Source organism: Hymenobacter sp. PAMC 26628 (assembly GCF_001562275.1).
Classification (GTDB): domain Bacteria; phylum Bacteroidota; class Bacteroidia; order Cytophagales; family Hymenobacteraceae; genus Hymenobacter.
This window is the reverse complement of sequence record NZ_CP014304.1, coordinates 1,140,301-1,163,496: the sequence shown is the minus strand read 5'-3', so window position 1 is coordinate 1,163,496 and position 23,196 is coordinate 1,140,301. Positions and strand designations below refer to the sequence as shown.

At 62.5% G+C, this 23,196-nt stretch carries 21 protein-coding genes; 11 read left to right on the top strand and 10 right to left on the bottom strand.

Annotated elements, in window-relative coordinates:
• Positions 1 to 76: 76 nt before the first annotated feature.
• From AXW84_RS05395 to AXW84_RS05385, 3 genes are all read right to left on the bottom strand, one after another.
• Positions 77 to 2,044, bottom strand: coding sequence for a CocE/NonD family hydrolase (locus tag AXW84_RS05395; protein WP_068229732.1), 1,968 nt, complete (start codon positions 2,042 to 2,044; stop codon positions 77 to 79).
• Between the two features lie 66 nt (positions 2,045 to 2,110).
• On the bottom strand, positions 2,111 to 3,493 hold the full coding sequence (locus AXW84_RS05390; RefSeq protein WP_068229729.1) for an aspartate kinase: 1,383 nt from the start codon (positions 3,491 to 3,493) through the stop codon (positions 2,111 to 2,113).
• A 226-nt stretch (positions 3,494 to 3,719) separates the two neighbouring features.
• Entirely contained in the window at positions 3,720 to 6,362 is a 2,643-nt protein-coding gene (locus tag AXW84_RS05385; RefSeq protein ID WP_068229726.1) for a PIG-L family deacetylase, read from the bottom strand.
• 146 nt (positions 6,363 to 6,508) lie between these two features.
• Between AXW84_RS05385 and AXW84_RS05380 the strand changes: the two genes are divergently transcribed.
• From AXW84_RS05380 to AXW84_RS05365, 4 genes are all read left to right on the top strand, one after another.
• A complete protein-coding gene (locus tag AXW84_RS05380) occupies positions 6,509 to 8,266 on the top strand; it encodes a S8 family peptidase (RefSeq protein WP_236943253.1) in 1,758 nt (585 codons plus the stop codon).
• A 112-nt stretch (positions 8,267 to 8,378) separates the two neighbouring features.
• On the top strand, positions 8,379 to 8,861 hold the full coding sequence (locus AXW84_RS05375) for a hypothetical protein (RefSeq protein ID WP_157886822.1): 483 nt from the start codon (positions 8,379 to 8,381) through the stop codon (positions 8,859 to 8,861).
• A gap of 87 nt (positions 8,862 to 8,948) precedes the next feature.
• A complete protein-coding gene (locus AXW84_RS05370; protein WP_071891028.1) occupies positions 8,949 to 9,776 on the top strand; it encodes an MOSC domain-containing protein in 828 nt (275 codons plus the stop codon).
• A 179-nt stretch (positions 9,777 to 9,955) separates the two neighbouring features.
• Entirely contained in the window at positions 9,956 to 10,636 is a 681-nt protein-coding gene (locus AXW84_RS05365; RefSeq protein ID WP_068229715.1) for a DUF2461 domain-containing protein, read from the top strand.
• Between the two features lie 125 nt (positions 10,637 to 10,761).
• Here AXW84_RS05365 and AXW84_RS05360 read toward each other — a convergent pair whose 3' ends face one another.
• Complete coding sequence (locus AXW84_RS05360) at positions 10,762 to 11,382, bottom strand: deoxynucleoside kinase (protein WP_068229710.1); 621 nt, start codon at positions 11,380 to 11,382, stop codon at positions 10,762 to 10,764.
• A gap of 200 nt (positions 11,383 to 11,582) precedes the next feature.
• Here AXW84_RS05360 and AXW84_RS05355 point away from each other — a divergent pair, with 200 nt between their 5' ends.
• Complete coding sequence (locus tag AXW84_RS05355) at positions 11,583 to 12,035, top strand: hypothetical protein (RefSeq protein WP_068229708.1); 453 nt, start codon at positions 11,583 to 11,585, stop codon at positions 12,033 to 12,035.
• Here the strand turns inward: AXW84_RS05355 and AXW84_RS05350 are convergent.
• Entirely contained in the window at positions 12,032 to 12,475 is a 444-nt protein-coding gene (locus AXW84_RS05350) for a hypothetical protein (RefSeq protein WP_068229705.1), read from the bottom strand. The two genes, AXW84_RS05355 and AXW84_RS05350, sit on opposite strands and share 4 nt — an antisense overlap.
• A gap of 126 nt (positions 12,476 to 12,601) precedes the next feature.
• Between AXW84_RS05350 and AXW84_RS05345 the strand changes: the two genes are divergently transcribed.
• Both AXW84_RS05345 and AXW84_RS05340 read left to right on the top strand, forming a co-directional pair.
• Complete coding sequence (locus AXW84_RS05345) at positions 12,602 to 13,138, top strand: GNAT family N-acetyltransferase (protein WP_068229698.1); 537 nt, start codon at positions 12,602 to 12,604, stop codon at positions 13,136 to 13,138.
• A 46-nt stretch (positions 13,139 to 13,184) separates the two neighbouring features.
• Positions 13,185 to 13,409, top strand: a complete 225-nt coding sequence (locus tag AXW84_RS05340) for a CDGSH iron-sulfur domain-containing protein (RefSeq protein ID WP_068229695.1) — start codon at positions 13,185 to 13,187, stop codon at positions 13,407 to 13,409.
• 159 nt (positions 13,410 to 13,568) lie between these two features.
• On the opposite strand, the gene AXW84_RS05335 is transcribed toward AXW84_RS05340, so the two are convergent.
• The 3 genes from AXW84_RS05335 to AXW84_RS05325 all read right to left on the bottom strand — a co-directional run bounded on the left by AXW84_RS05335 (position 13,569) and on the right by AXW84_RS05325 (position 15,420).
• Positions 13,569 to 13,937, bottom strand: coding sequence for a hypothetical protein (locus tag AXW84_RS05335; protein WP_068229691.1), 369 nt, complete (start codon positions 13,935 to 13,937; stop codon positions 13,569 to 13,571).
• 62 nt (positions 13,938 to 13,999) lie between these two features.
• A complete protein-coding gene (locus tag AXW84_RS05330; RefSeq protein WP_068229689.1) occupies positions 14,000 to 15,046 on the bottom strand; it encodes a hypothetical protein in 1,047 nt (348 codons plus the stop codon).
• 119 nt (positions 15,047 to 15,165) lie between these two features.
• Positions 15,166 to 15,420 (bottom strand): acyl-CoA-binding protein, encoded by a 255-nt coding sequence (locus tag AXW84_RS05325; RefSeq protein WP_068229685.1) that lies wholly within the window; start codon positions 15,418 to 15,420, stop codon positions 15,166 to 15,168.
• Positions 15,421 to 15,526: 106 nt separating this feature from the next.
• Here AXW84_RS05325 and AXW84_RS05320 point away from each other — a divergent pair, with 106 nt between their 5' ends.
• The 4 genes from AXW84_RS05320 to AXW84_RS05305 all read left to right on the top strand — a co-directional run bounded on the left by AXW84_RS05320 (position 15,527) and on the right by AXW84_RS05305 (position 20,470).
• Entirely contained in the window at positions 15,527 to 16,825 is a 1,299-nt protein-coding gene (locus AXW84_RS05320; protein ID WP_068229682.1) for a metal-dependent hydrolase family protein, read from the top strand.
• 407 nt (positions 16,826 to 17,232) lie between these two features.
• Positions 17,233 to 18,447: a zinc dependent phospholipase C family protein gene (locus AXW84_RS05315; protein WP_068229680.1), complete on the top strand. Its 1,215-nt coding sequence runs from the start codon at positions 17,233 to 17,235 to the stop codon at positions 18,445 to 18,447.
• A gap of 224 nt (positions 18,448 to 18,671) precedes the next feature.
• Entirely contained in the window at positions 18,672 to 19,595 is a 924-nt protein-coding gene (locus tag AXW84_RS05310) for a manganese catalase family protein (RefSeq protein ID WP_068229677.1), read from the top strand.
• 131 nt (positions 19,596 to 19,726) lie between these two features.
• Positions 19,727 to 20,470 (top strand): peptidylprolyl isomerase, encoded by a 744-nt coding sequence (locus AXW84_RS05305; protein ID WP_068229674.1) that lies wholly within the window; start codon positions 19,727 to 19,729, stop codon positions 20,468 to 20,470.
• 56 nt (positions 20,471 to 20,526) lie between these two features.
• Here the strand turns inward: AXW84_RS05305 and AXW84_RS05300 are convergent, their stop codons facing one another.
• Both AXW84_RS05300 and AXW84_RS05295 read right to left on the bottom strand, forming a co-directional pair.
• Positions 20,527 to 20,922: a BLUF domain-containing protein gene (locus AXW84_RS05300; protein ID WP_068229671.1), complete on the bottom strand. Its 396-nt coding sequence runs from the start codon at positions 20,920 to 20,922 to the stop codon at positions 20,527 to 20,529.
• A gap of 195 nt (positions 20,923 to 21,117) precedes the next feature.
• Positions 21,118 to 23,187 (bottom strand): M13 family metallopeptidase, encoded by a 2,070-nt coding sequence (locus tag AXW84_RS05295; RefSeq protein WP_068229668.1) that lies wholly within the window; start codon positions 23,185 to 23,187, stop codon positions 21,118 to 21,120.
• Positions 23,188 to 23,196 lie beyond the last annotated feature (9 nt).

The following is a 23,196-nucleotide window of genomic DNA, read 5'->3' as shown; positions in this document are numbered from 1 at the left end:
CCGCCGGCCGCAATTATGGCGGGCGGTAACACAAAAAGGACCCCACCGTAGGTTGTGGGGCCCTAGTCAGGAAACGCTACGGCAGCACTTTTACCACCAGCTGCGAGGCTTGGCCCGGCGCGTGGTACAGGCGGTGGGTAGCGCTTTGAAAGTCGGTAGCATCGGCTTCGAAGATGTTGGGCACGTACTTCTGCGGGTTGCGGTCCACGAGCGGGAACCAGGTGCTTTGCACTTGCACCATCAGCCGGTGGCCCTTGCGGAAGGTGTGCATGAGGTCCTGCACCGTGAAGGGTACGGCCGTGACCTGGCCCGCCACAAACGGCTCGGGCCGCTCGAAGCTGTTGCGGAAGCGGCCGCGCATCACCTCCGAGCGCACCATTTGCTGGTAGCCGCCGAGGTGCACGTTGGGCAAATTGCGCGGGTTGTCGGGGGTGTCGTCGGGGTACACGTCGATGATTTTCACCACCCAGTCGGCGTCGGTGCCGGTGGTGGCCACTTGCAGCAGCGCCTGGATGGGGCCGGCCAGCGTGAGCGGACTCGTGAGCACGTCGGTCTGGTAGGTGAGCACGTCGGGGCGGCGGCTGGCGAAGCGCTGGTCGTCGGTCATGTACTCGCGGGTCATGGCCGGGGCGGTGGCTTCGGTGTAGGGCACGGGGTGAGCCGGGTCGCTCAGGAATTGGCGGAAGCCGAAGCCCGTGACGGTGCCTGGCTTCTCAAACCCAATTTTGCCGCCGGGCTGGAAGTAGAGCGTGCGCTCCTGCACGGCTTTGGGGGGCCAGGCATCAAAAGTGCGCCACTGGTTGGTGCCGCTCTCGAATACAATGGCTTCAGGCAACTGGGCAGCGGCCGTGGGCTTGTCGTCTTTCAGGTAAGCCTTGAAGAAGGGCGCTTCCACGTATTGCTGGTACCAGCGCGAGGGCGAGGGGCCATAATTCACGTTGCCCACCATCTCCCCGGTGTAGGCGTGGGCCCAGCCGCCGTGCACCCAGGGGCCCATCACGAGGCGGTTGGCCAGGCCGGGGTTTTGTTGCTCGATGGCGGCATAGGTGTGCAGGGCCCCAAACAAATCCTCCGCATCGTTGAAGCCGCCCACCGTCAGCACCGCCGTTTTCAGGTCGTGCAGGTGCGGGCGGGGGTTGCGCGCCTGCCAGAAGGCGTCGTAATTGGGGTGAGCCGTCAGGTCGTTCCAGTGCTTGACCCGGCCGTGGAAGAGTTGAGTATTCACATTCTTCAGCGGGCCCAGGCGCTGGTAGAACGCGTAGCCATCGTTGCCGATAATTTTCATGCCCTCATGCCACTTTGCGGTGAGCTGCGGCCGGGGCTGGCCAAAGAGCTCCCAAAAATATATCTGCTCCGCCAGAAAAAACGCGCCGTTGTGGTGGTCGTCGTCCCAGAACCAGTCGGTGACGGGCGCTTGCGGGCTAGCCGCCTTCAGAGCGGGGTGGCGGCTGAGCAAACCCACCGTGGTGTAGAAGCCGGGGTACGAAACGCCCCACTGCCCCACGCGGCCGTTGTTTTTGGGACCTTTCTTGAGCAGGTACTCAATCGTGTCGAAAGTGTCGGTGCTCTCGTCGATGTCCTGCTTGCCGCGGTACTGGTCCTTCTCGGGGCGCACGTCCTCAAACACGCCTTCCGACAGGAAGGCGCCGCGCACGTCCTGCAAAGCAAAAATATAGCCCTCGTGCAGCATGGTACTGTTCGGGCTGACGCTGTGGATGACGGTGGTGAGGCCCCGCCACGCGTAGGGCCCCGGCCCGTAGGGGCCCGCCGAATACGGCGTGCGGTTGAGCAGGATGGGGTAGTGCACTCGGTCGGCATCTTTGGGCACGTACACCACGGTGTGCAGCTTTACTCCGTCGCGCATCGGGATGCGATACTCCAGCTTGTTGTAGTGCGCGCGGGCGTAGAGCGTGTCGGCCAAAAACCGGGTCCGTGCCGCGGCGTCGCTCACGTGCACAGTATCAGGCGGCAGCGCGAGCGACTGGGCACGGGCGGCGGGGGCCCCCAGCACCAGCAGCGCGACGAGGTACAGGTGTTTTTTCATGAGCAAATTGGATTAAGCCAGCGCAAAAAAAGCAGGAGCGCGGACTCGCAACGTCCAGGCTACCAATCACCCGTCGGCCAGGCTCTGGTTCAGGGCGATGATGGCGGCTTGGTAGTCGTCGCGGTCGATGATGAACTGGATGTTGACCTTGCGCAGCGCAAAGCCCGCGCTCTTGATGTTGATGCCCTCGGCGGCCAGGGCCCCGGCGGCCTGCGCCAGTAGGCCGGGCCGGTCGATGTTGGAGCCGATGAGGCAGACCATGGCCGTATTTTCCACGGTCACCTTCTCGTACTTGGCTTCCAGCTGGTGCACCAGCTTCTTGTTCAGGTCCTTCTCCCAAATCAGCACCGAGATGCTGTTGGCGCTGGTGGCCTTGAAAGCGTAGCTGATGCCGAGGGCGTAGAAGATTTGCATGATGGCCAAATCGAAGCCCGCCGTGCCCACCATTTGCGGGTCGTACACGTCGATCATCGCCACCTTGTCGGTGCCCGTAATCACCTCCACCCGCGTTTGGGCCGACACGTAGTCTTTGGTAATCAGGGTGCCGGCGTGGGCGGGATCGAAGGTGTTCTTGATGCGCAGGTTGATGCCGTTGATTTCGAGCGGCTTCGAGGCTTTGGGGTGAATGGCCTCCATGCCCACGTCGGCCAGCTGGTCGGCCACGTCGTAGTTGGTGGCCCCCACCGGGTGGCAGTGGCCGAGGCCCACCAGGCCCGGGTCGGCCGAGCACAGGTGGTACTCCTTGTGGATGATGGCCTCCCGGGGCTTCACTGCCACGGCTATCTTACTGAACGTCACTTCCGAGTACCCGCGGTCGAACTCGCGCATGATGCCCTCCGTGCCCTTGGCGTAGCCGGTGGCGATGCAGATGGTTTCGTCGAACTTGATGTGCTTAAAGGCGTGCCGGATGCGCTGGTCGATGGTGTACGGCTTGTGGTCGTGGAAGCCGCTCAAATCGACCAGCGTGGCGTGTACGCCCCGGTTTTGCAGGATGTTAACGGAGTTGAACGCCGCGTGCGCCTCCCCAATGGAAGCCAGGATTTCGCGGGCCGCCTGCAGCACGTTTTCGCTGCTCACGTAGCCTGACGCCAGCACGTTCACGAGGCTGTCGAGGTAGGTTTTGGCGTCCTGCATCCGCTGCTCGATGAAGGCATCGGCCACGGCCAGGTCGAGGCCCAGGGGTGCGTACTGCTGGTTCAGGGCCTTGAGCTGGGCCGTCACGTCGCGCAGCGCCTCGTGGAACTTCTTAAACTCGCTGATGCGGTGGTACACGCCGGGCGCGCCGGTTTTCTTGTTCTCCAGCAGCCAGTTGGTGACGCCCGCGTAGGCCGACACCACGAAGATGCGGTTGTACAATTCGGGGCCCTGGCGGTTGTAAAAGATGATGTTGTTGAGCACGTCGCCAAAGGCGCTCATCGACGTGCCGCCGATTTTTTCTACTGTCAGCACTGGAATTTGCAGAATGGATGAGCAGCAAACTTAGCCACGGGGCCCCGGTAGCAGCATGAACAAGGCAGCCGTGCCAAAACCGGATAGGCCGTCATGCCCATCCGGCTTCCGCGCAGCCGAGGCATCTCTCCCGCAACAGTAAATAATTACTTGCGCGGGAAAGATGCTTCGGCTGCGCGGAAGCCAGATGGGCATAACGGCCCAACACGATGAAATTCTGGATTTTCTACTTCCCCAACGACACCATGTTGGTGAGCAGGCGGTAGGCGCCGGGCACGCCGGCGGGCAGCTCGCGGAACAGCGACAGGCCGGTGTAGATGTAGTGGCCCTTGCCGTAGTCGGCCACCAGGATGGCGCTTTGCTTGGGCGTTTCGCCGGGGTCGCTGCTGGCGATGACGGGCGTGTAGTGCGCGTCCCAGGCCGAGGGGTAATACAGGCCCTGTTCCTGCACCCAGCCCTGGAAGTCGGCGGCGGTGATTTTGTTGGGCGTGTTCAGCAGCGGGTTTTGTGGCTGGAGGAAGGTCACCGGGGCCCCTTCCACCGTTACCCGGTCGGCGGACAAGGTGAGCGGGTAGGGCCCGATTTGGGGCAGCACGGTGCCGCGGTTCACCACGTACTGCACCACCAGGTTGCCACCGTTTTCTACGTACTTCAGCAGCTCGGGCTGCTGGGTTTTGAGGCGGTCGAGCACGTTGTAGGCGCGCACGCCGAGCACCACGGCGTCGTAGCGGCGCAGGTGGTCGGCGGTGAGGTCGGTGGCGGGGTTGAGCAGCGTGACGGTGTAGCCGAGCTGCCGCAGGGCCTCGGGCACCTCGTCGCCGGCCCCCATCAGGTAGCCGATTTGCTGGCCGCGGCGCTGCACGTTCAGCTTCACCAGCGGGGCCACGGCCTCGGGGAACAGCGTTTGGGTGGGGATGTGCGGGTAGATGATCTGCTGGATGCCGCGGCTGTAGGCCTGGCCGTCGACGGTGGCCACGGCGCGCAGCTCGGCCTTGCCCTCGGGGGCCCCGGGGCCCGGACGTAGCGTGAAGTTCACGGTCTGCTCGTCGTCCTTATTCTTCAGGTCGAACGGCACGGTGGCCGGCTCGGCCTGCCAGCCGGCGGGCACCTGCAGGGCCAGGGCCCCGTGCACCCCGGCCCGGCCGGCGCGCAGCGTCACGGGCACTTGCTTGGGCTGCTGGTCGGCAAACACGTAGGCGCGGGCGGCGGGAATGTTTACCATCACGGCCGGCACCACGGCCAGCGGCTGGTACAGCTCGCCCAGCACGGGGTCGGTGTGCTTGTATTGGACGGGTATTTTGTAACTAAATCCTTGTCCATCAATCGTTCCGTTGAAATAGAGGTTAATAACAGCTTTGTTTTCTGGCGTGCCGATGACCTGTTCCCGATGGGTAGCCACCAACCGAAATGAACCAGCACTGATGTGTTCGTCAGGGAAAGAAGCAACAATTTCCGGCACTTTATACATGCCCACCGTCGGTTTTTCTACCAACCAGTAAGGCTGTGATACATCTTGAGGAGCGCTGAAACGGTCAGTTAATTTATTAGACGGTACATCTAATGTTGCAGTAGTGACAAGAGCAATGCCTTGTTTCAAAGGTCCTTGAAGACCTATTTCAGAAGTAGATAGGATTCCATTTAATACACCTGGAAGTGCTGAGCGATTAAGTGCTTCTATCTTAATTTCTACTTTTCCGCCCGGAGTGGTTGTAGGCTCAGCAGCAATTGCTTCAAAATGAAGTCCAACACACGCGGCCAATATATTTTCTAATTCTTTATTCTTTTCATTCCACCAAAAGGCAACATGATGAGCCTCCTGTTCGCTGAGTTTAGAACTACTGCTGCTTAAAGAACCTACTAGTCGCTCCATTCCTTTCTGCACTTCTATTAGCCCCGCCACACTGGCGCTTGGGTTACCCGCGTCGTACTTCCGAATCACCTCATCAATCAGCTTGCCCACCGCCGCGCCGCCCGGCACACGGTTCCAAGTCATATCTACGCCGTCGAATAAATCCTTTGTGGCCGGGGCCCCTTTCACGGGTTGGAAATACTCCAGTGCCTCGCCGCGGGTGGCGGCCGAGCCGAAGCCCTGGCTGCGGTGCTGCGAGCGGGAATGGGCCGCGATTTCGCCGTACGACTGCCCTAGCAAGGGATTGTAGCCGCCGGCGTCGAGGGTGAGGTAGCCGCTCATGTTTTCGCCGGGCTTCACGAAGAAGCTGCCCGTGTTCCAGAGCAGGCGCTTGGGCTGCCAGGCTTGCACGTATTTGAGCTGCTCGGGGAAGCGCTTGGGGTCGCCGGCGGCGTCGAAGGCTTCGGCGGCCAGGATGGCGCTGGCCTGGTGGTGGCCGTGGCCGGCGCGCGGGTCGGGCGGGAAGCGGGTGATGAGCACGTCGGGCCGCTGCCGGCGGATGGCCCACACCATGTCGGCCAGCACCTGCTCCTTGTCCCAAATGGTGAAGGTTTCGGCTGGCGTCTTGCTGAAACCGAAGTCGTTGGCGCGGGTGAAAAACTGCCGGGCCCCATCAATGCGGCGCGCCGCCAGCAGCTCCTGCGTGCGGATGACGCCGAGCTGCTCACGCAGCTCGGGGCCGATGAGGTCTTGGCCGCCGTCGCCGCGGGTGCAGCTCAGGTAGTTGGTTTCCACGAGGCGGCCGTTGGCGAGGTAGGCCAGCAGGCGGGTGTTTTCGTCGTCGGGGTGGGCGGCGATGTACATCACCGAGCCCACCACGTTGAGCTTTTTCAAGCCCAGCAAAATCTCGGACGACGTATAAGTTTTGGGGGCCTGAGCTTTGGTTTCGGTTAACAGGGCGCAGTTAACAGTGAGCAGGGCCAGGCAGAGGCGGGCAGCGGTGCGGAGCGAGAGGGGCATAGAAGGGCAAACCGGTTCGGGGCGCGAAGTTACCGGTGGAACCCCACCCCGGCCCACGCCGCAACGTTTAGGGCCCCGGGCACGTCTTTCGCGCGCTTGCCGTTCCTTTGCCTGTGGCCGCACCGTCGCGGCGTTTTCCCTTCCGCATGACTGTTTTCACCTTCCGCCCCTGGGCGTTTGCCCTGGCTGCCCTGGCCTTCTCCGGCTGCACCCGGGCCGTCCCCACCACCACCGCTCGGGGCAACCCGGGCCCGGCCACCGCCACCGGCGCGATGGTTGCGCCCACCCCGGAGGCACCGGCCGCTATGGCCCCGCCCGCCACGCCCCCGCCCGCCGCCGGGGCCCCCGCGGGGCCCACGGCCACCGAAGCCGCCGCCGCCCAATGGTACCTCAAAGACCCCAAGCTCGACGGCGTACCCGGCGTGGGCGACACCCGTGCCTACGCCGAGCTGCTGAAAAACCGCGTGCCCACCCCCGTGATTGTGGCCGTGATTGACGGCGGCATCGACACGGCCCACGTCGATTTAAAGCGCATTCTGTGGACCAACCCGAAGGAGATTCCCGGCAACGGCATCGACGACGACAAGAACGGCTACATCGACGACGTGCACGGTTGGAACTTCCTGGGCGGGGCCGACGGCCGCAGCGTAGGCGACGAATCGCTGGAGGTGACGCGCATCGTGGCCAAGTACCGGCCGCGCTTCAAAGGCAAGGTGCGCACGGCCATTCCAGTGGCCCAGCGCGCCGAGTTTGACCTGTACACCAAGGCCGAAAAGGCCTTCACCGCCCGCACCAAGCAGGAAACCGACCGCGCCGCCCAAGTGGAGGACATGGCCGGCCCGCTGAAAATGATGGTGGGGGCCCTGAAAAAAGACCTCAACGTGGAGCGCCTCGACACGGCCACGCTGCGCAAGGCCCAGGCCAGCAACGAGAACATGCGCAACCTCAGCCGGGCCCTCGACCAGAACCTGCGCCAGATGGGCCTGGCCGACACCGACGCCTTGGAAAAAGAGCTGGAAAGCGGCGCCAAAGAGGAGCGTAACCTGCTCGACAACTCGCTGAACCTGAAGTTTAACCCGCGGGCCGAAATCGTGAAGGACAACCCCGACGACGTGAACCAGCGCAACTACGGCAACAACGACCTGCACGGGCCCGACCCGCTGCACGGCACCCACGTGTCGGGCATCATCGCCGCCGTGCGCGACAACAACCTCGGCGTGCAGGGCGTGGCGGGGCCCCTGGTGCGCATCATGACGGTGCGGGCCGTACCCAACGGCGACGAGCGCGACAAGGACGTGGCCAACGGCATCCGCTACGCCGTCGACAACGGGGCGAAGGTCATCAACATGAGCTTCGGCAAGGAGTTTTCGCCCCAGCGCCCGGCCGTGGAAGCCGCCTTTAAGTACGCCGCCGCGCACGACGTGCTGCTGGTGCACGCCGCGGGCAACGAGAACGACAACCTCGACGTGAGCAACCACTACCCGGCCGCCCTCACCCTCGCCGGCCAGCCCTTCCCCAACCTGCTCACGGTGGGCGCCAGCAGCGCGAAGGACGACGCCAGCCTGCCCGCCGAGTTCTCGAACTACGGCAAAAAGCAAGTGGATGTGTTCGCGCCCGGCGTGGCCATCTACAGCACGCTGCCCGGCAACACCTACGGCATGGAAAGCGGCACCAGCATGGCCTCGCCCGTGACGGCCGGCGTGGCGGCGGTCCTCAAGTCGTACTTCCCCACCCTCACGGCCGTGCAGCTGAAGGACATCATCCGGCGCTCGGCCCAGGTGCACCACACGCTGGTGCGCGTGCCCGGCACCGAGAAAAAGGCCGACTTCACCACGCTCTCCATCACTGGCGGCGTAGTCGATTTGTACGAGGCCATCAAGCTGGCCGAGACAGTGGCGAAATAAGTATTAGTAGTTATTCAGGAATTCGTCAGACTGCCGCGCTTATTTAGGTGCCAGCTGGTGCACCGGCAGCGCAGCAACTCCGCTGCGCTGCCCGGACTGCACAGCAGCCCGCATGAATAAGTTAATGCGTTTAGCGAAACTCCCTGAAAAATTATTTTTTCTATTCGCCCTGCTGTGTCCTTTTTTGACGCAGGCCCAGGGGCCCGACACTGCCGTGAGAAGAGACAGTGCCATTAAAGTAGCTGTCCTTCAAAACGGCCGGTATTCCCATTTGCTGTACACCATCAACAACGAACCGCTCACGAACGCGACGCTGAAAGCCATACTGAAGTCCTATCCAAAGTCTGCTGAGGAACTGCGCAAGGGCCGCAGGCAACGTCGGTGGGCCATTGCCCTATTGCCCGTCTTTGTGGCGGCCACCATCGTGGGCGGCACCCAATCGGACAAGCAGCGAAACAGTCCCGGCTCTCCGTTCAGCAAAGCCCCGCTGCCTTTTTCGATTTCGCTCGGGGCATTTTTCGGGTCCATCGTTTTAGCAACGGCCAACAACCACTTTGACAAAGCGGTAGAGGCGTACAACCGCCGGTTTAAATAGAAAAGATCTTGGGCGCACAGCAATCGGCACGGCCTGCCTAGCCTGCACCTTTGGGCCCCAACGCGGCCCGCCGCCTAATTTTGCGCCATGCCCGACGCCATCCTCACGCTTTCGCAACTCCTGATTTACCCCATCAAGTCGCTCGGCGGCGTGGCCGTGGCCGAGGCCGACGTGACGCCCCGGGGCCTGCGCCACGACCGCCGCTGGCTGCTGGTAGACGCAAAAAACCAGTTCCTCACCCAGCGCCAGCACCCCGAGCTGGCCCTGCTGGCCGTGGCCCCGGCCCACAACGGCTGGCTGCTCACGCACCGCCAGCGCCCCGAGCTGCTACCGCTCTACATTCCGTTCGAGGCCACGCCCGAGCGCACGCTGTTCGTCACCATCTGGGACGACTTGGTGTGGGCCTGGCGGGGCGATGCGGTGGCCGATGCTTGGCTGAGCCGGGCCCTGGACCGCGAAATCCGGCTCGTGTACATGTCCGACATGGTGCGGCGCGACGTGGAGCCCGCGCGCAACCCCGAGGGCCAACTCGTGAGCTTCGCCGACGCCTACCCGTTCCTGCTCATCGGCGAAGCCGCCCTGGCCGACCTCAATCAGCGCCTGCCCACGCCCGTGCCCATGAACCGCTTCCGGCCCAGCCTGGTGTTCAGCGGGGGCCCCGCCTACGACGACGACCAGTGGGCCGAGTTCCGCGTGGGCGACGTGCCGTTTCGGGCCGTGAAGGGCTGCGCCCGCTGCGTGCTGACGACCATCGACCAGCAAACCGCCACCAAAACCCCACAGGGCGAGCCGCTGCGCACGCTGGCCGCTTACCGCAGCACCGGCAGCAAGGTGTTGTTCGGCCAGAACGTGACGGGCCCCGGCCGCGGCCACCTGCGCGTGGGCGACGCCGTAACGGTGCTCAGCCGCCGGTAAGTTTATTGGCTTTAATAAAAATAAAGTTGATTACGAAAGGCGGCCATGCTCATCTGGCGTCCGGGCAGTCGAAGCATCTCTACCCCACCAGTAATCAATGAGTTAGTCAGCGGGAGAGATGCTTCGACAAGCTCAGCATGACCGCCTTATTAATTCAAACAACTACTGGCTAAAACCCAATGGACCTCGCCTACCTGCTCGATTTCCTGCGCCGCCTGGCGGCCAACAACAACACGCCCTGGATGGCCGAGCACCGCCCCGACTACCAGCGGGCCCGCGCCGCCTTCGCCGAGCTCATCGGCCAGGTGCTGGCCGAAGTAGCCAAAACTGACCCGTCGCTGGCCGGCCTCACCCCCACCGAGGCCATGTTTCGGCTGCACAAAAACGACCGCGGCCACCGCGACCCCGAGCCTTACAAGCGGCGCATGGGCGCGGGCCTGTTGCACGGCGGCCGCCACGCGGCGCGCGCCGGCTACTACCTGGGCGTGCAGCCAGATGGCAAATCGTCGTTGCGGGTGGGCTTCTACCACACCACGCCGGCGCTGCTGGGGGCCCTGCGCCAGGAAATCCACTACAACGCCGACGAATTCCACCGCCAGCGGCAGGCGCCGGCGCTGCTGCGCCATTTCCCCGCCGGCCTCACCACCGACGGCGAGCAACTGGTGCGCCCGCCCAAAGGCTACCCCGCCGACCACCCCGACCTGGGCTGGCTGAAGCTCAAGAGCTTCGGCGCAGTGCGCACGTTTACCGACGAGGAAGTGGCCCAGGGCCCCAGCTTTGTGGCGTTGGCCGTGGCCGCCATCGCGGCGGCCCGCCCACTGGTCGATTTTTTCAACGAAGCCTTGGAACCAAACGGCTAAACGCCGTAGAGACGCGACACTTCGCGTCTCAATCGTTGAACGGTGCTATTAACAAACCGGGCAGCGATTGAGACGCCAAGTGTCGCGTCTCTACACATCAGGGGGCCCCAGACGGCGCCGGGGCCCTAAAACAGGCCGAAGAGCGTGGCGTTGATGCGCTCGATGATGGTACCCAGGTCTTCGGGGTTGCGCATGTAATCCAGCTCGCTCACGTCCACGATGAGCAGGCGGCCGGTGTAGCTGGCAATCCACTTCTCGTAGTGCTCGTTGAGGTTTTTGAGGTACTCGATGCTAATGCTGTTCTCGTAGTCGCGCCCGCGCTGCTCAATCTGACGAATCAGTTTTGACAAGTCGGCGCGCAAATAGAGCAGCAAATCGGGCGGCTCTACGAGGTTGACCATCGACTCGAACAGGCCGCGGTAGTTGTCATAGTCGCGCGTCGAGAGCAGGTCCGACTCGTGCAGGTTGGCGGCGAAGATGTGGGCGTCTTCGTAGATGGTGCGGTCCTGCACCACGCCCTTGCCGGCCTTGGTAAGCGCCTTGATGCGCTGGGTTTGGCGGAAGCGCCCATTCAGAAAATACACCTGCAAGTGGAAGGCCCACCGCGGCATGTCGTGGTAAAAATCCTTGAGGTACGGGTTGTCGTCCACGTCCTCCAGGAACACTTCCCAGCGAAAATGGTGGGCCAGCTTGTGGGCCAGGGTGGTTTTGCCGGCCCCAATGTTGCCGACGATGGCAATGTGCATACGTGCTTGCGCTGATAATTTGGGCAAAAATTGCGAACCCCAAAGGTAGGCCGGGGCCCGCGCCCGCCCGAAGTCCAGCAGCGCCAGCCCCGAACAATTCGACCAATAATATTTATATTTATACGTATTGTTCTTCGATGCACAACCACTCGCATAGAACTGGTGTGGCGGCACCGGTTTTTTCCCTGCCCACCCCCTCCATGCAGCCCGCTCCCTTCGTTTTGTTGCACAAGCTGGTCGACGGCCGCGGCGCGTTGGTGGCCGAGTACTACCACTGCCCGTCCGACGCCCTGCTTTACGTGCGTTGGCACGGCTACCTCACTGCCGCCGCGGTGGTGGAGGGGTTCCGCAACGTGCTGACGTGGCAGCAACAGCTGGCCCCGCGCCGCCTGCTGCTCGACCGCAGCCACACCACCGGCGAGTGGGCCGATGCCCTGCCGTGGTTGGCGCTCAAGTGGCTGCCTGCGGCGTTGGCCACTGGCCTGCAAGCCGTAAGCTACGTGTGCCCGGCTGATTTGCCGGGCCACCATGACGGCGAAGCGTTTTTGCAGAGCGTGCACGGCAACTTGCCCGTCGAGCTGTGTGGCAGCAGCCACGAGGCCCTGGCCTGGCTGTGCCACCCAGGCCAGCCCAAAAGCGCGCTACCAGCTTAGTTTGCGAGGCTATTTTTCACCCTGCGGGCTCCCTGCAAGGTGTGGAACTCAGCCTGAGCCGAGCGGATATTTAGTCGGTCCTGGAGCGGCAGCGATGTGCGCACTTGGTCGTAGCGCTGGTTGAGGCGCGCCAAGGCATTGGCGGCGGCGTCCCAATCGTTTTCGCTCCAGCTGCGGCGCTGCTCCTGGCACGTTTCGATGAAGCGCTCGTAGAGGCCGGGCAAGTCGGCGGCGCTGGCACGGGACGGATCGGTAGCAGTGGCGGCGGCCGCGGGGCGGGCCCGGGCTCCGGCCGGGCGGCGGGCACTGGGGCGGCTGCCCACCAGCTCGCCGGCGCGGCGCAGGCTATCGGGTACGTTGGCAATTTGGGCGCGGGCGGGGGCCCCGGCGGCCAGCAGCAGCGCGGCCAAGGGCAGGGTCAGTTTCAGCGAATGTGGCATAAGAAAAGCGGCGCTGTGAAAGGGACGCCGGGCCCGGTGAACGTTGGAACCGGCCATCTCGTACAAAAAGCGGGCAGTTTTTGCTTTTTTTCGCCCCAATTTTGCGTTTTGCTCCGCCGTACTGTTATGCATACCCCGCCCGCGCCGCCGCGCATCGTACCCGCTACCCTCCGCGACATTCCCGCCATTATCCAGCTGGCCGAGGGTACCTGGGAGCCCACTTACCGCTTTATCCTCTCGCGCGAGCAGATAGAGTACATGTACCGCGTCATCTACACGCCCGCTGCCCTCAAGCGGCAGATGGTCGAGCAGCACCACACGTTTCTGCTGGCGCACGTGGACGGGCAGCCGGCCGGTTTTGCCTCTTTTGGGCCCCAGCCGCCCGCTGAGGGGGCCCCGGCCGAAGCTGTGCCCACCGAATACAAGCTTCACAAAATCTACGTGCTGCCCACGCAGCAGGGCCAGGGCCTGGGCTTGCACCTCATCGAAGCCGTGGAGGAAGCCGTGCGCCGCGCCGGGGGCCACACCCTCGACCTGAACGTGAACCGCTACAACCCCGCCCTCAGCTTCTACGAGCGGCGCGGCTTCGTGCAGCAGCGCGAAGAAGACGTGCCCATCGGGCCGTACTTTATGAACGACTACATTATGCGTAAAACGCTGTAGCAATGGCCTTTTTTCTCATCATTCACCCGCATTTTTAAATCATTTCATGGCCACCAAACTCACGGTACTTTCCAACGGCTCGCTGCGCGTAGAAGGCGAAGATTTTGAACTCGTTGACGCCCAGGGCCAGCCCTATGGCCTCGGCGGCCGCCAGCGCATCAGCATCTGTCGCTGCGGCCTCTCCAGCCAAAAGCCGTTCTGCGACGGCTCGCACAAGGGCCACTTCGAGCACGACGCCACGGCGTTTGACTTGCCCGCGCCCAAGGCGTAGCTCGGCTACGTTTGCCAGTTGAGTTGATTCGATGCTTGGTAGAAATAGCGCTAGAGCGTCAGGTTTCGACCGGCTTCATCCGGCGCTCTGGCGTAATTTTCCAACCAGCTAAAACCACAAAGGCAGTTGCCCCAGGACGGGGCAACTGCCTTTGTGGTTTTAACTGGCCGGGGTAGCCAAGCGGGTGAGCAGGGCCAAGGCCGTATCGGGGTCTTCTACCTCAATGATGAGGCGGTTGAACTGCTCGTCGGCCAGGTCCACTACGATGGTATTTTCGTCGTGCCGCACATCAATAAACGAAGGCTTGGCACCAAAAAAGCCGTCTAAGTAGAACGTGCCCGCCTTTAGGAAACCTGGAACGTGGGTGCCTGGCATGCGCAAGCCAAAGGCGTGCGAGGCTTCTGCGCCGCGCCGGGCCCCTTTGATGTTGGCTTGCGGAATGCGCAATTCACTGCGCAGCGCCCAGAGCTTGTGCCAGCCCTCGACGGTGAATACTACGGCATCCCCCTGTTGTTCAATCTTGACCATCTTTAAAGTGGTGTGGCCGCAGCCGTTAAATGCGCGTGTTGAAGTACGTATCGCTGGCGAGCTTAAGACATTACAGTAGCCAGCATTTGGGGGCCCAGCATCAGCCACAGGTTGAGGCGCACCACGTCGCCCATCGAGTCGCAGGAGTCGAATTTCTGGGTGCGGTGGTGGCGGTTGAGGGCCGCTTTGAGCTCGTTTACTTTATCGGGCGGCGCCAGTTCCTGGCCTCGCATCACGTCGAGCAGGGCCTTGAGGCGGTAGCGCTCGGCGCGGGCGCGGCGCGCCATGAGGGTGCGCTCCTCGGCTTGGTACTGGTGTATCGTAGAGGGCTTGAGCAAGCGGGCGCACAGCTCCACCACGGGGCCGTTGTCTTTGAAAAACTGCGGCACATACATGGCCCGTCGGCCCTCGTAGCTCTGCTGGTCGAAGTCGATGGCCCGCACCCGGTACTGTTCGTCCTCGAAGTCAGGCGTCACGCCGATGACGTAATTGTAGGCCCGCATATCGCCAAGCAGCCGGGCAAAGCAGCGCTCGTTGAACTTCACGAACTCCTTGGCAATGCGCACTTGGTTGAGGTGGGGAAGGTTGAGGCGCAGCCGGATGAAATCATCGCCCGGAATGCCCACAATGTGCTCCTCAATGAGCGTATTGCCGCTGCCGACGAGGTAGTTCATCGAGTTGGGCGATAGCAAGTGCTCCAGCTCCAGGCCATAAAGGCGCGAGGCGTCGGCCTGCTTCACGTAGAAGTAGTCGTAGTTGTCGTTGAGCTGGTTGAGGATGCGCACCCGAAACGGGTGTGAGTTGCCGAAGTGGCAGTAATCGATGCGGTCGGCCAGCAGGTCATTGGCAAAAGACAAGTCGCCGGCCGTTTTGAGCAGCGCGTACACCTGCACAAGGCCCTGGTTGAGCTCGACCAGGACGCTGGGCTCATAAAATACCGTTTGCCAGAGCGTATCCTTGCCCGCCCGGTCGCGCAGCGGAAACGAGTTGCTGTAGCGCAGCAGCTCGGCGTAGCTCACCGGCAGCGGGGCGTCGCGGTCGTAGTCGCGCAGGTACTGCCGCAGGGCGTGCGTGATGGGATACGCAGGCTTTTTGCGGGAAATGTACACGGATTTTAAAGTGAAATATCTGGAGACGTGGAAGATGCGGAGATGAATCGACTATATTGCTTTATTCATTAAAGCCCATTTTCACATTTTCTCATCCGCCACATTTTCACATTTAAACGCTACCCTACCAGTTCGCTCACCAGCTCCACGTACTGCTGGCGAGCAGCGTCTTTGCTGAGGCCATTCAGGCCGTGCCAGGCGTTGTACTTGGCAATGGCTTTGAAATCAAAGCCGCCGGGTTGCGGACCGGTGGCATCGCCCTCGCTGGCTTGCTTGAAGAGGGCGTAGAGCTGCAGTAGCACCGTATTGGACGGCTTGCTGGGCAGTTGCTGGGCGCGCTGGGCAGCGGTTTCAAATTCTTCCTGGGTCGTCATGGAGCAAGAATAAAAGTTAAGTAAGAAAAAGTGGTAGGGAACCCCGAAAACGCGGGGCAGCAACCCGGCAATTCTTGTACCTTCCGGCCCCACTTTCAGTAAACCTATGACGCGCAATTTTATTCCTTGTTTGGTCGCTGCCCTCCTGCTGGGGGCCCCGGCGGCGTTCGCCCAAAAAACCTACCTGCACTGCGGCCACCTGCTCGACGTGCGCAGCGGCCGGCTCCTGGCCCAGCAAACGGTGGTGGTCGAGAAGGACCGCATCGTGGCCGTGCAAGCCGGCTACGCCGCCGGGGGGCCCCAGGACAAGGTCATCGACCTTGAGAGCCGTACCGTGCTGCCTGGCCTCATCGACTGCCACGTGCACCTGGAAACGGTGCCCAGCCGCAACTCCTTCGCCGAGCGCTTCACCCTAAACCCGGCCGATGTGGCCTACCGGGCCCAGGGCAACGCGCTGACCACGCTGCGGGCCGGCTTCACCACGGTGCGCGACTGCGGCGGCTCGGGCGTGAACATTGCCTTGCGCAAGGCCGTGGCGCGTGGGCTGGTACCGGGGCCCCGCATCTACACGGCGGGCTCGGCCATTTCGAGTACGGGCGGGCACATGGATGAAACCGACGGCCTCAGCGATTTCATGATCGAGAAGCTGCACGTGGGCACGGCCGAAGGCGTTGCCAACGGCCCCGACCAGTGCCGGCAAGCCGTGCGCGAGCAGTTCCGGCGCGGCGCCGACCTCATTAAAATTGCCAGCACCGGCGGGGTGCTCGACCTCAGCAAAGACGGCAGCGGCGCCCAGTACAGCGAAGAAGAAATCCGGGCCGTGGTGGAAACAGCCCGCGATTTGGGGATGCGCGTGGCCTGCCACGCCCACGGCCCCGAGGGCATCAAGCGGGCGGTGCGGGCCGGCGTCACCAGCATCGAACACGGCTCGTTGATGGACGCCGAAACCATGAAGCTGATGGCCAAAAGCCGCACCTGGTACGTGCCCACCATCATCGCCGGCAAGTCAGTGGCCGACACCGCACGCAAGCACCCCGATTATTTTCCGCCCGTCATCGCCGCCAAGGCGCTCAGCATCGGCTCGCAACTGCAAGCCACCTTCGGGCGGGCCATCAAGCAGGGCTTACGGGTGGCCTTTGGCACGGACGCAGGCGTGTACCAGCACGGCAAAAACGCGCTCGAATTTGGGTACATGACCGAGGCCGGGATGGCACCCATCGAAGCCATTCGCAGCGCCACGCTCAATGCCGCTGAACTGCTCGACGAGTCGGACAACCTGGGGACTTTGGAGGCCGGCAAGCTTGCCGACATGGTAGCCCTGGATGGCAATCCGCTTCAAGACATTACCACCCTCCTCCGCCCCAGCTTCGTAATGAAAGCCGGCGTAGTGTATGTAGGTAAATAATTGGTAATCAATTTTTAATGACACATACCACACCGGCTGAAAACTAAAATGCCCGGCTTCCTTGGTAGGAAGCCGGGTATTTTGGTAGCCGCTTGCGCAGCAAATGCTGGGTGGGAAAGAGGATTCGATAGACAAATGTAGTACAATTGCGCAATCCATTGCGCAAGCGACAAAATTATTTTCAATCGATTGATAAAAATGTTTTCTTCGAATAAGCTCGTAATCGCGGAATATTACCGGGCTGGGGCCCCCGTGCGGAGGCGCGCAGCGGCCAGCGGGCGAATGGTATTTGCGTAGCCTAGCCATTGTTTACTACTTTTTGGGCCCCAGTACCCTACAAATGCCGGCTTCTGCCGACCTTCGCCAGCAAACTACCTTTGGTGGCATTTATCCTATTTCGCTTCTTTATGAAAAAATTATTTTTACCGGTTGTACTGGCGCTGCTGGCGGTGGGTTCGGCCGGAGCCTGGGGCTTTTTTGGCCACCGCCTTATCACGCAGGTGGCCGTGTACCGGCTACCCGGCAACCTCCAGGCGTTTTATTTCCGCCACATGGCCGAGCTGGTGCGCCAGAGCACGGTCCCCGATGAGCGCCGCGCCACCGACCCCGACGAAGCCAGCCGCCACTTCATCGACATGGACCACTACTCGGAGGACAACCCCTTCGGCAAAGTGCCGCAGGACTACGCGGCGGCGGTGGAAAAATTCTCGGCCGACACGCTGAAAAAGTACGGCACCGTGCCGTGGGTCATTGCTGAAAATACCGAGAAGCTCACCAACGCCTTTCGGGAGCGCGACACGGTGGCCATCATTAAGTACTCGGCCGAGCTGGGGCACTACGTGAGCGATGCCTTTGTGCCGTTGCACACCACCATCAACTACGACGGGCAGCTGACCAACCAAGCCGGCCTGCACAGCCTTTGGGAAAGCGCCCTGCCCGAGAAGTATATCGGCGAGTACAACATCACGTACGAGCCGGCTTCTTACGTAAAGGACCCGCTGGCCGAGGCCTGGGGCACAATTCAGCGCAGCTACGGCTTCCTGACCGAGACGTTTGACCGGGCCGGCAAGGTGGAAAAAGCCATGCCGGGGCCCGAGCGCTACACGTTTTCGCACCGCTACGGCAAAACCCAGCGCCGCTACTCCGACGCCTTCGCGGCCGAGTACGAGAAGCTGGTGGGCGGCATGGTGGCCAACCGCCTCAAGCTGGCCCCCACGGCGGTGGCCTCGCTCTGGCTCACGGCTTGGCAAAACGGCGGCAAGCCCGACCTCAACCAGCTCATGACGCCCAACCGCTTCAGCAAGGACGAAAAAGCGCGCCTGGAAACCGAGCTGGCCGCCGCCAAGAAAAACACCCTCGCGCAAGACCACCTGCTGCTGGCCCAGCGCACCGAAAAGCGCGTGGAAAACCCCGACGAGATAAAGGCCGCCCAGGAGGCCCCCGCCGTGCAGGCCGAGGAAGTGCCCGAAACCCCGGCTGCTCCCGACCCCGGCGCCACCCCGGCCGGGGCCCCCGCCAAAGCCGCGGCCAAAACTGCCGCCTCGGTCAAGGTCAAAACCAAGAGCAAGGGCCCCAGCGGCAGCACCAAAAGCAAAACCACCAGCACTTCTATTCCTTGGTAGCGCGGGCAGGGGCCCTGAGGCTGGCGGCACTAAAAAAAAGTAAGCAGAAGCACGCCGCGGCTCACAGCACAAGTAGCTTGGATATTAGCTGCTAAACAGGGACTTACTACGGTTGAGCAACCAAATTATGTTGTGGCAGTAGCAGCAACGGCTGCGTAGGAAAAACCGGTTCTGCCTTGGGGCGGGGCCGGTTTGCCTTTTTTCCACCCCTCTACCCCTACCGTATGATCCTGCGCCTCGACGAACTATCGCTCGAACTTCCTAAGCCCAAAAACCCGTCGGCCAACGACGCGGCCGCCGTGCAAGAGCTGCTGGGCGGCAAGTTTGGGGAGATGAGCACGCTAATGAACTACACGTTCCAGTCGTTCAACTTCCGGGGCCGCGACCGGCTCCGCCCCTTCTACGCCCTCACCTCGGCCATTGCGGCCGAAGAGTACTCGCACATCGAGGCCGTGAGCTACGCCATCAACCTGCTGCTGACCGGCACCACCAAGCGCGGCACCGACCCCGTGCCGGGTCCCCTGGCGGGCGCCGCCGATGCGCGCAACACGCACCACTTCATCGCCAGCGGCCAAGCGTCCTTGCCCATGGATTCGATGGGCCGCCCCTGGACCGGCGACAACGTGTTTAGCTCGGGCAACTTGCGCCTCGATTTGCTGCACAACTTCTTTTTGGAGTGCGGGGCCCGGGCCAATAAGATGCGGGTGTACGAAATGGTAACCGACCCCTGCGCCCGCACCATGGTGGGCTACCTGCTGGTGCGCGGCGGCCTGCACGTGTACGCCTACGCCCTGGCCCTGGAAAAACTGACCGGCGTGGACGTGAAGAAGCTCATGCCCGTGCCGAACCTGAGCAACGCGGCCTTCCCCGAGGCGCGCGAGTTCATGAAGCACGGCCTGCACCGCGAGCTGTACACCTTCTCGCCCAACGCCTATATGGAGGCCGGCGTGATTTGGAACGGCAAGCACCCGGAGGACGGCTCGGAGCTGGAGGTTATCCAGGGCGCCAAAAAAGGCGTACCGTACCCCGTGTTGGAAGAAGAACCCCAGCTCAACTCACCCGGCGAGGACAACTTCGACCCCACCATGTTTGCCGACATTGCCAAGAAACTGGGCCTGGACAAAGACCTGAAAATGTACCAGGGCTAAGCCCAGCGCCTTGCCCAGCGGAAGAGCCCGTGCCCTTTGGCGCGGGCTTTTTTTGTGGCCGGACGGGAGCCCCGGGGCCCCGCCCGGCCGTAGTATCTTGCCCGCCGTTGCCGCCCCGTTTCCCTTCCCGTATGCTTCCTTCCCTCCGTTTCGCGCCCACGGCGCTGGCCGTGGCGCTGCTGGCCGCTGCTTGTAACCAGGCCCCGCCACCTGCTGCTGTACCCGCCGCCCGGCCCGCGGTGCCGGGCCCCGACATCGCCACCCTCACCGACGAAACGGCGCCGGCCGCCCTGCTCGCCTACGGCCAGCAGTACCCCGGCTCGGAGGTGCTGTTCACCACGCGCTTCGGTAAAATCCGGGTGCATTTGTACGACGACACTCCCCTCCACAAGGCAAACTTCCTGCTGCTCACGCGCAAGGGTGTGTTCAGCGAAACCATGTTCAACCGCGTGGTGAAGGGTTTTGCCGTGCAGGGCGGCCAAACGGCGGGGCCCCGCACCATCCGGTTGCACCGCTACCGCCTGCCGCCCGAGTTTCGGCCCGGCCACTTCCACCACCAGGGGGCCCTGGGCATGGCCCGCTACGACGACGACGAGAACCCCGGCCGCCTTTCGTCGAACACCGATTTCTTCTTTGTGGTGGGCGAAAAGCTCGACGCCCGTCAAGCCCAGGCCATGACGCCCCGCCGCCTGACGCCCGCGCAGCTGCGCGCCTACGCCACGGTGGGCGGCACGCCCTCGCTCGACGGCCAGTATACGGTGTTCGGCGAAATAACCGAGGGCCAGGACGTGGTGAACAAGATTTCCCAAGTGCCCGTGGAGCCCGACAAGTGGCCCGTGCAGGACATCACCATGCGGGTGGAAGTCGTGAAGTAAGCGCCCGACGCCGGGGCCCTACAACTCCTCGGCCAGCCCCAAGCGCCGGAGCTTTTTTAGAGCTGCTCCGAGGACATAAAGCTTTCCAGCAGGGGGGCTAGCCGACGAGCGGGGTCAGAGGCTAGGTTCATTTCCTGCACGAAGCGCGCGAAATCGCTGAGATCTACGGTACGGAGCTGCATCGACCATTCGGTGAAAGTGCGGCCGGAGACGGGGCCGTCGGCCAGCTTGACCACGTTGTGGTGCCGTGGATCGACGCTGATTGTGGCAAAGAGGTTGTGCAGCGCGTTGGCGTCGCCTTCCAGTACTTGCAGGATGTTTCCTTCGCTGTAGAGCAACACCCCCGTGACATTCAGGCGGGCGTTTTTCGCGCGCCAGGGTGCCAATAAGCGCTGCAAATCGGTTTCAATAAATAGAGAACTAGCGGTGCTTGTGTAAACCAAATGGTACATAACGGGGAATAACGGATAAAGGAAACGACCAAATTTATTGGTTGTCCCTGATGCTTGCAACCTCAACCATAAGGGTCAATAAAACCAAAAAAGGCCCGTCGCTTACGCAACGGGCCTTTTTAAGCGGTAATGGCACTAGTGCCCTGCGCACAATACAAGCATATTCATGCTTTATCTGAACAGGGTGCTAGAAAATTACCAGATTCTGGAGCGGTCGGCGGTGGCGCGCACCATTTTGGTGCCGTCTTTGCAGCCGAAGGCTTCGTAAAACTCGGGCATATTGGAGAGCGGACCGTTGGTGCGGAACTGCTCGGGCGAGTGCGGGTCGGTTTGCACCTGCTGGCGCACGTACTCGGGGCGCGAGTTGGCGCGCCAGATCTGGGCCCAGCCTAGGAAGAAGCGCTGCTCGGGCGTGAAACCGTCAATTTTCTGGCCGCCTTTGGCCTGCTGCGTTTTCTGGAAGGCTTGGTGGGCGATGGTGAGCCCCCCAATATCGGCCAGGTTCTCGCCCATGGTCAGCTTGCCGTTCACGTGCACCGAGTCAATCGGCATGAAGGCGTCGTACTGCTTGCCCACCATGTCGGCCTTGGCCGTGAACTTCTCGTTGTCCTCCTTGGTCCACCAGTCGCGCAGGTTGCCTTTGGCGTCCGAGCGGCGGCCCTGGTCATCGAAGCCATGGGTCATCTCGTGGCCAATCACGGCGCCTACGCCGCCATAGTTCACGGCGTCGTCAGCCTTGGGGTCGTAGAACGGCGGCTGCAAAATGCCGGCCGGGAACACGATTTCGTTCAGGCTCGAGTTGTAGTAGGCGTTCACCGTGGGCGGCGTCATGCCCCATTCCATGCGGTCGATGGGCTTGCCAAATTTGCCCAGGTTATCCTGGCGGCGCCACTCGGAGGTGGCGAACAGGTTTTGCAGCGCGCTCTCGCGAACAATTTTCAGCTTCGAGTAGTCCTTCCACTTGTCGGGGTAACCGATTTTAACGGCGAAGCCGTTCAGCTTCTGGATGGCTTCTTTCTTGGTATCGGCACTCATCCAGTCGGTGGCCATGATGCGCTCGGCGTAGGCGACGCGCAGGTTTTCCACCATCTGCTTGGCGCGGGCCTTGGCGGCGGGCGAGAAGGCTTCGTCGACGTAGAGTTGGCCAAAGGCTTCGCCCAGAGCGCCGTCGGTGGCGCGCAACGAGCGTTTCCAGCGGGGCTGCTGCTGCTTGGCGCCCGTCAGCACCTGCTGGAAGCGGAAGGCGGCGTCACCGTAGGCCTTGGGCAGGGCCGGCGTCACGTCCGACACCAGGTTCCAGCGCAGGTACTGCTGCTGATCGGCAATCGGCGTGCTGGCCAGCAGTGTGTTCACGGCCGCCAGAAACTCGGGCTGGCCGATGATGACGTCCTGGGCTCCACTCAGGCCAGCGTCTTTGAGGCGCAGGGGCAGGTTCAAGTTCGGGTAGTCCTTCACGGCCTGGGCCACGGGTACCTTGTTGTAGTTTTTGATGCGGTCACGCAAGTCCACGCGGCCCCGGCTGGCCTGGGCCAATTTGGTTTCGAGTCCGATGACGGCCTCAGCGTTGGTGGCGGCCAGAGCCGGCGCATCGCCCAGCAGCTGGAAGATGCTGGTCATGTACGTTTTATAGCCTGCGCGCACGGCTTTCGAGCGCGCATCGTCCTTCAGATAGTAGTCGCGGTCGCCGAGGCCCAGGCCACCCTGGCGCAGCTGCACCGCGTACACCGAGCTGTTTTTGCTGTCCTGCCCCACGCCCATGCCGTACCAGCCGGTCGAAATTGACTTCGGGCTGGCCATGTACTGCTGAATGGCAGCCAGGCTTTTGAGGCCGGCAATCTGCGTTAGGCGCGGCTGCAAGTACTTCAGGCCCGCAGCTTCGATAGCGGCTGAGTCCATGGCGGCGGCGTAGAAGTCGCCCACTTTTTGCTCGTTTGAGCCCGGCTTGGCGGTGCGGGCCCCGGCGGCGGCTTTCATTAGAATGCGCTTCTCGATGGCCTGGTTGCGGTCGCCCAGCTCGTTGAACGAACCCCAGCGCGACTCCGCAGCGGGCACCGGGTTGTTTTTCAACCAATTGCCGTTGGCGTAGTGGAAGAAATCGTCGCAGGGCTGCACCGAATTGTCGATGTTGGCCAGGTTGATGCCGATGCCCTGCTGGGGCGGAACGGGCTTAGACTTGGCGGGCGGGCCGGCCGCCACGGCCGCGGCCACGCCGCTCAGGCCCAACGCGGCCAGGCTCAGCCGGCGCACAATAGCAGTTGAAAACATAGAAGAAAA

Bases quoted from the DNA above. Each gene is read 5' to 3' on its own strand.
- AXW84_RS05395 (WP_068229732.1), bottom strand. From the start codon at position 2,044: ATGAAAAAACACCTGTACCTCGTCGCGCTGCTGGTGCTGGGGGCCCCC.
- AXW84_RS05385 (WP_068229726.1), bottom strand. From the start codon at position 6,362: ATGCCCCTCTCGCTCCGCACCGCTGCCCGCCTCTGCCTGGCCCTGCTC.
- AXW84_RS05380 (WP_236943253.1), top strand. From the start codon at position 6,509: ATGACTGTTTTCACCTTCCGCCCCTGGGCGTTTGCCCTGGCTGCCCTG.
- AXW84_RS05375 (WP_157886822.1), top strand. From the start codon at position 8,379: ATGAATAAGTTAATGCGTTTAGCGAAACTCCCTGAAAAATTATTTTTT.
- AXW84_RS05370 (WP_071891028.1), top strand. From the start codon at position 8,949: ATGCCCGACGCCATCCTCACGCTTTCGCAACTCCTGATTTACCCCATC.
- AXW84_RS05365 (WP_068229715.1), top strand. From the start codon at position 9,956: ATGGACCTCGCCTACCTGCTCGATTTCCTGCGCCGCCTGGCGGCCAAC.
- AXW84_RS05360 (WP_068229710.1), bottom strand. From the start codon at position 11,382: ATGCACATTGCCATCGTCGGCAACATTGGGGCCGGCAAAACCACCCTG.
- AXW84_RS05355 (WP_068229708.1), top strand. From the start codon at position 11,583: ATGCAGCCCGCTCCCTTCGTTTTGTTGCACAAGCTGGTCGACGGCCGC.
- AXW84_RS05350 (WP_068229705.1), bottom strand. From the start codon at position 12,475: ATGCCACATTCGCTGAAACTGACCCTGCCCTTGGCCGCGCTGCTGCTG.
- AXW84_RS05345 (WP_068229698.1), top strand. From the start codon at position 12,602: ATGCATACCCCGCCCGCGCCGCCGCGCATCGTACCCGCTACCCTCCGC.
- AXW84_RS05340 (WP_068229695.1), top strand. From the start codon at position 13,185: ATGGCCACCAAACTCACGGTACTTTCCAACGGCTCGCTGCGCGTAGAA.
- AXW84_RS05335 (WP_068229691.1), bottom strand. From the start codon at position 13,937: ATGGTCAAGATTGAACAACAGGGGGATGCCGTAGTATTCACCGTCGAG.
- AXW84_RS05325 (WP_068229685.1), bottom strand. From the start codon at position 15,420: ATGACGACCCAGGAAGAATTTGAAACCGCTGCCCAGCGCGCCCAGCAA.
- AXW84_RS05320 (WP_068229682.1), top strand. From the start codon at position 15,527: ATGACGCGCAATTTTATTCCTTGTTTGGTCGCTGCCCTCCTGCTGGGG.
- AXW84_RS05315 (WP_068229680.1), top strand. From the start codon at position 17,233: ATGAAAAAATTATTTTTACCGGTTGTACTGGCGCTGCTGGCGGTGGGT.
- AXW84_RS05310 (WP_068229677.1), top strand. From the start codon at position 18,672: ATGATCCTGCGCCTCGACGAACTATCGCTCGAACTTCCTAAGCCCAAA.
- AXW84_RS05305 (WP_068229674.1), top strand. From the start codon at position 19,727: ATGCTTCCTTCCCTCCGTTTCGCGCCCACGGCGCTGGCCGTGGCGCTG.
- AXW84_RS05300 (WP_068229671.1), bottom strand. From the start codon at position 20,922: ATGTACCATTTGGTTTACACAAGCACCGCTAGTTCTCTATTTATTGAA.
- AXW84_RS05295 (WP_068229668.1), bottom strand. From the start codon at position 23,187: ATGTTTTCAACTGCTATTGTGCGCCGGCTGAGCCTGGCCGCGTTGGGC.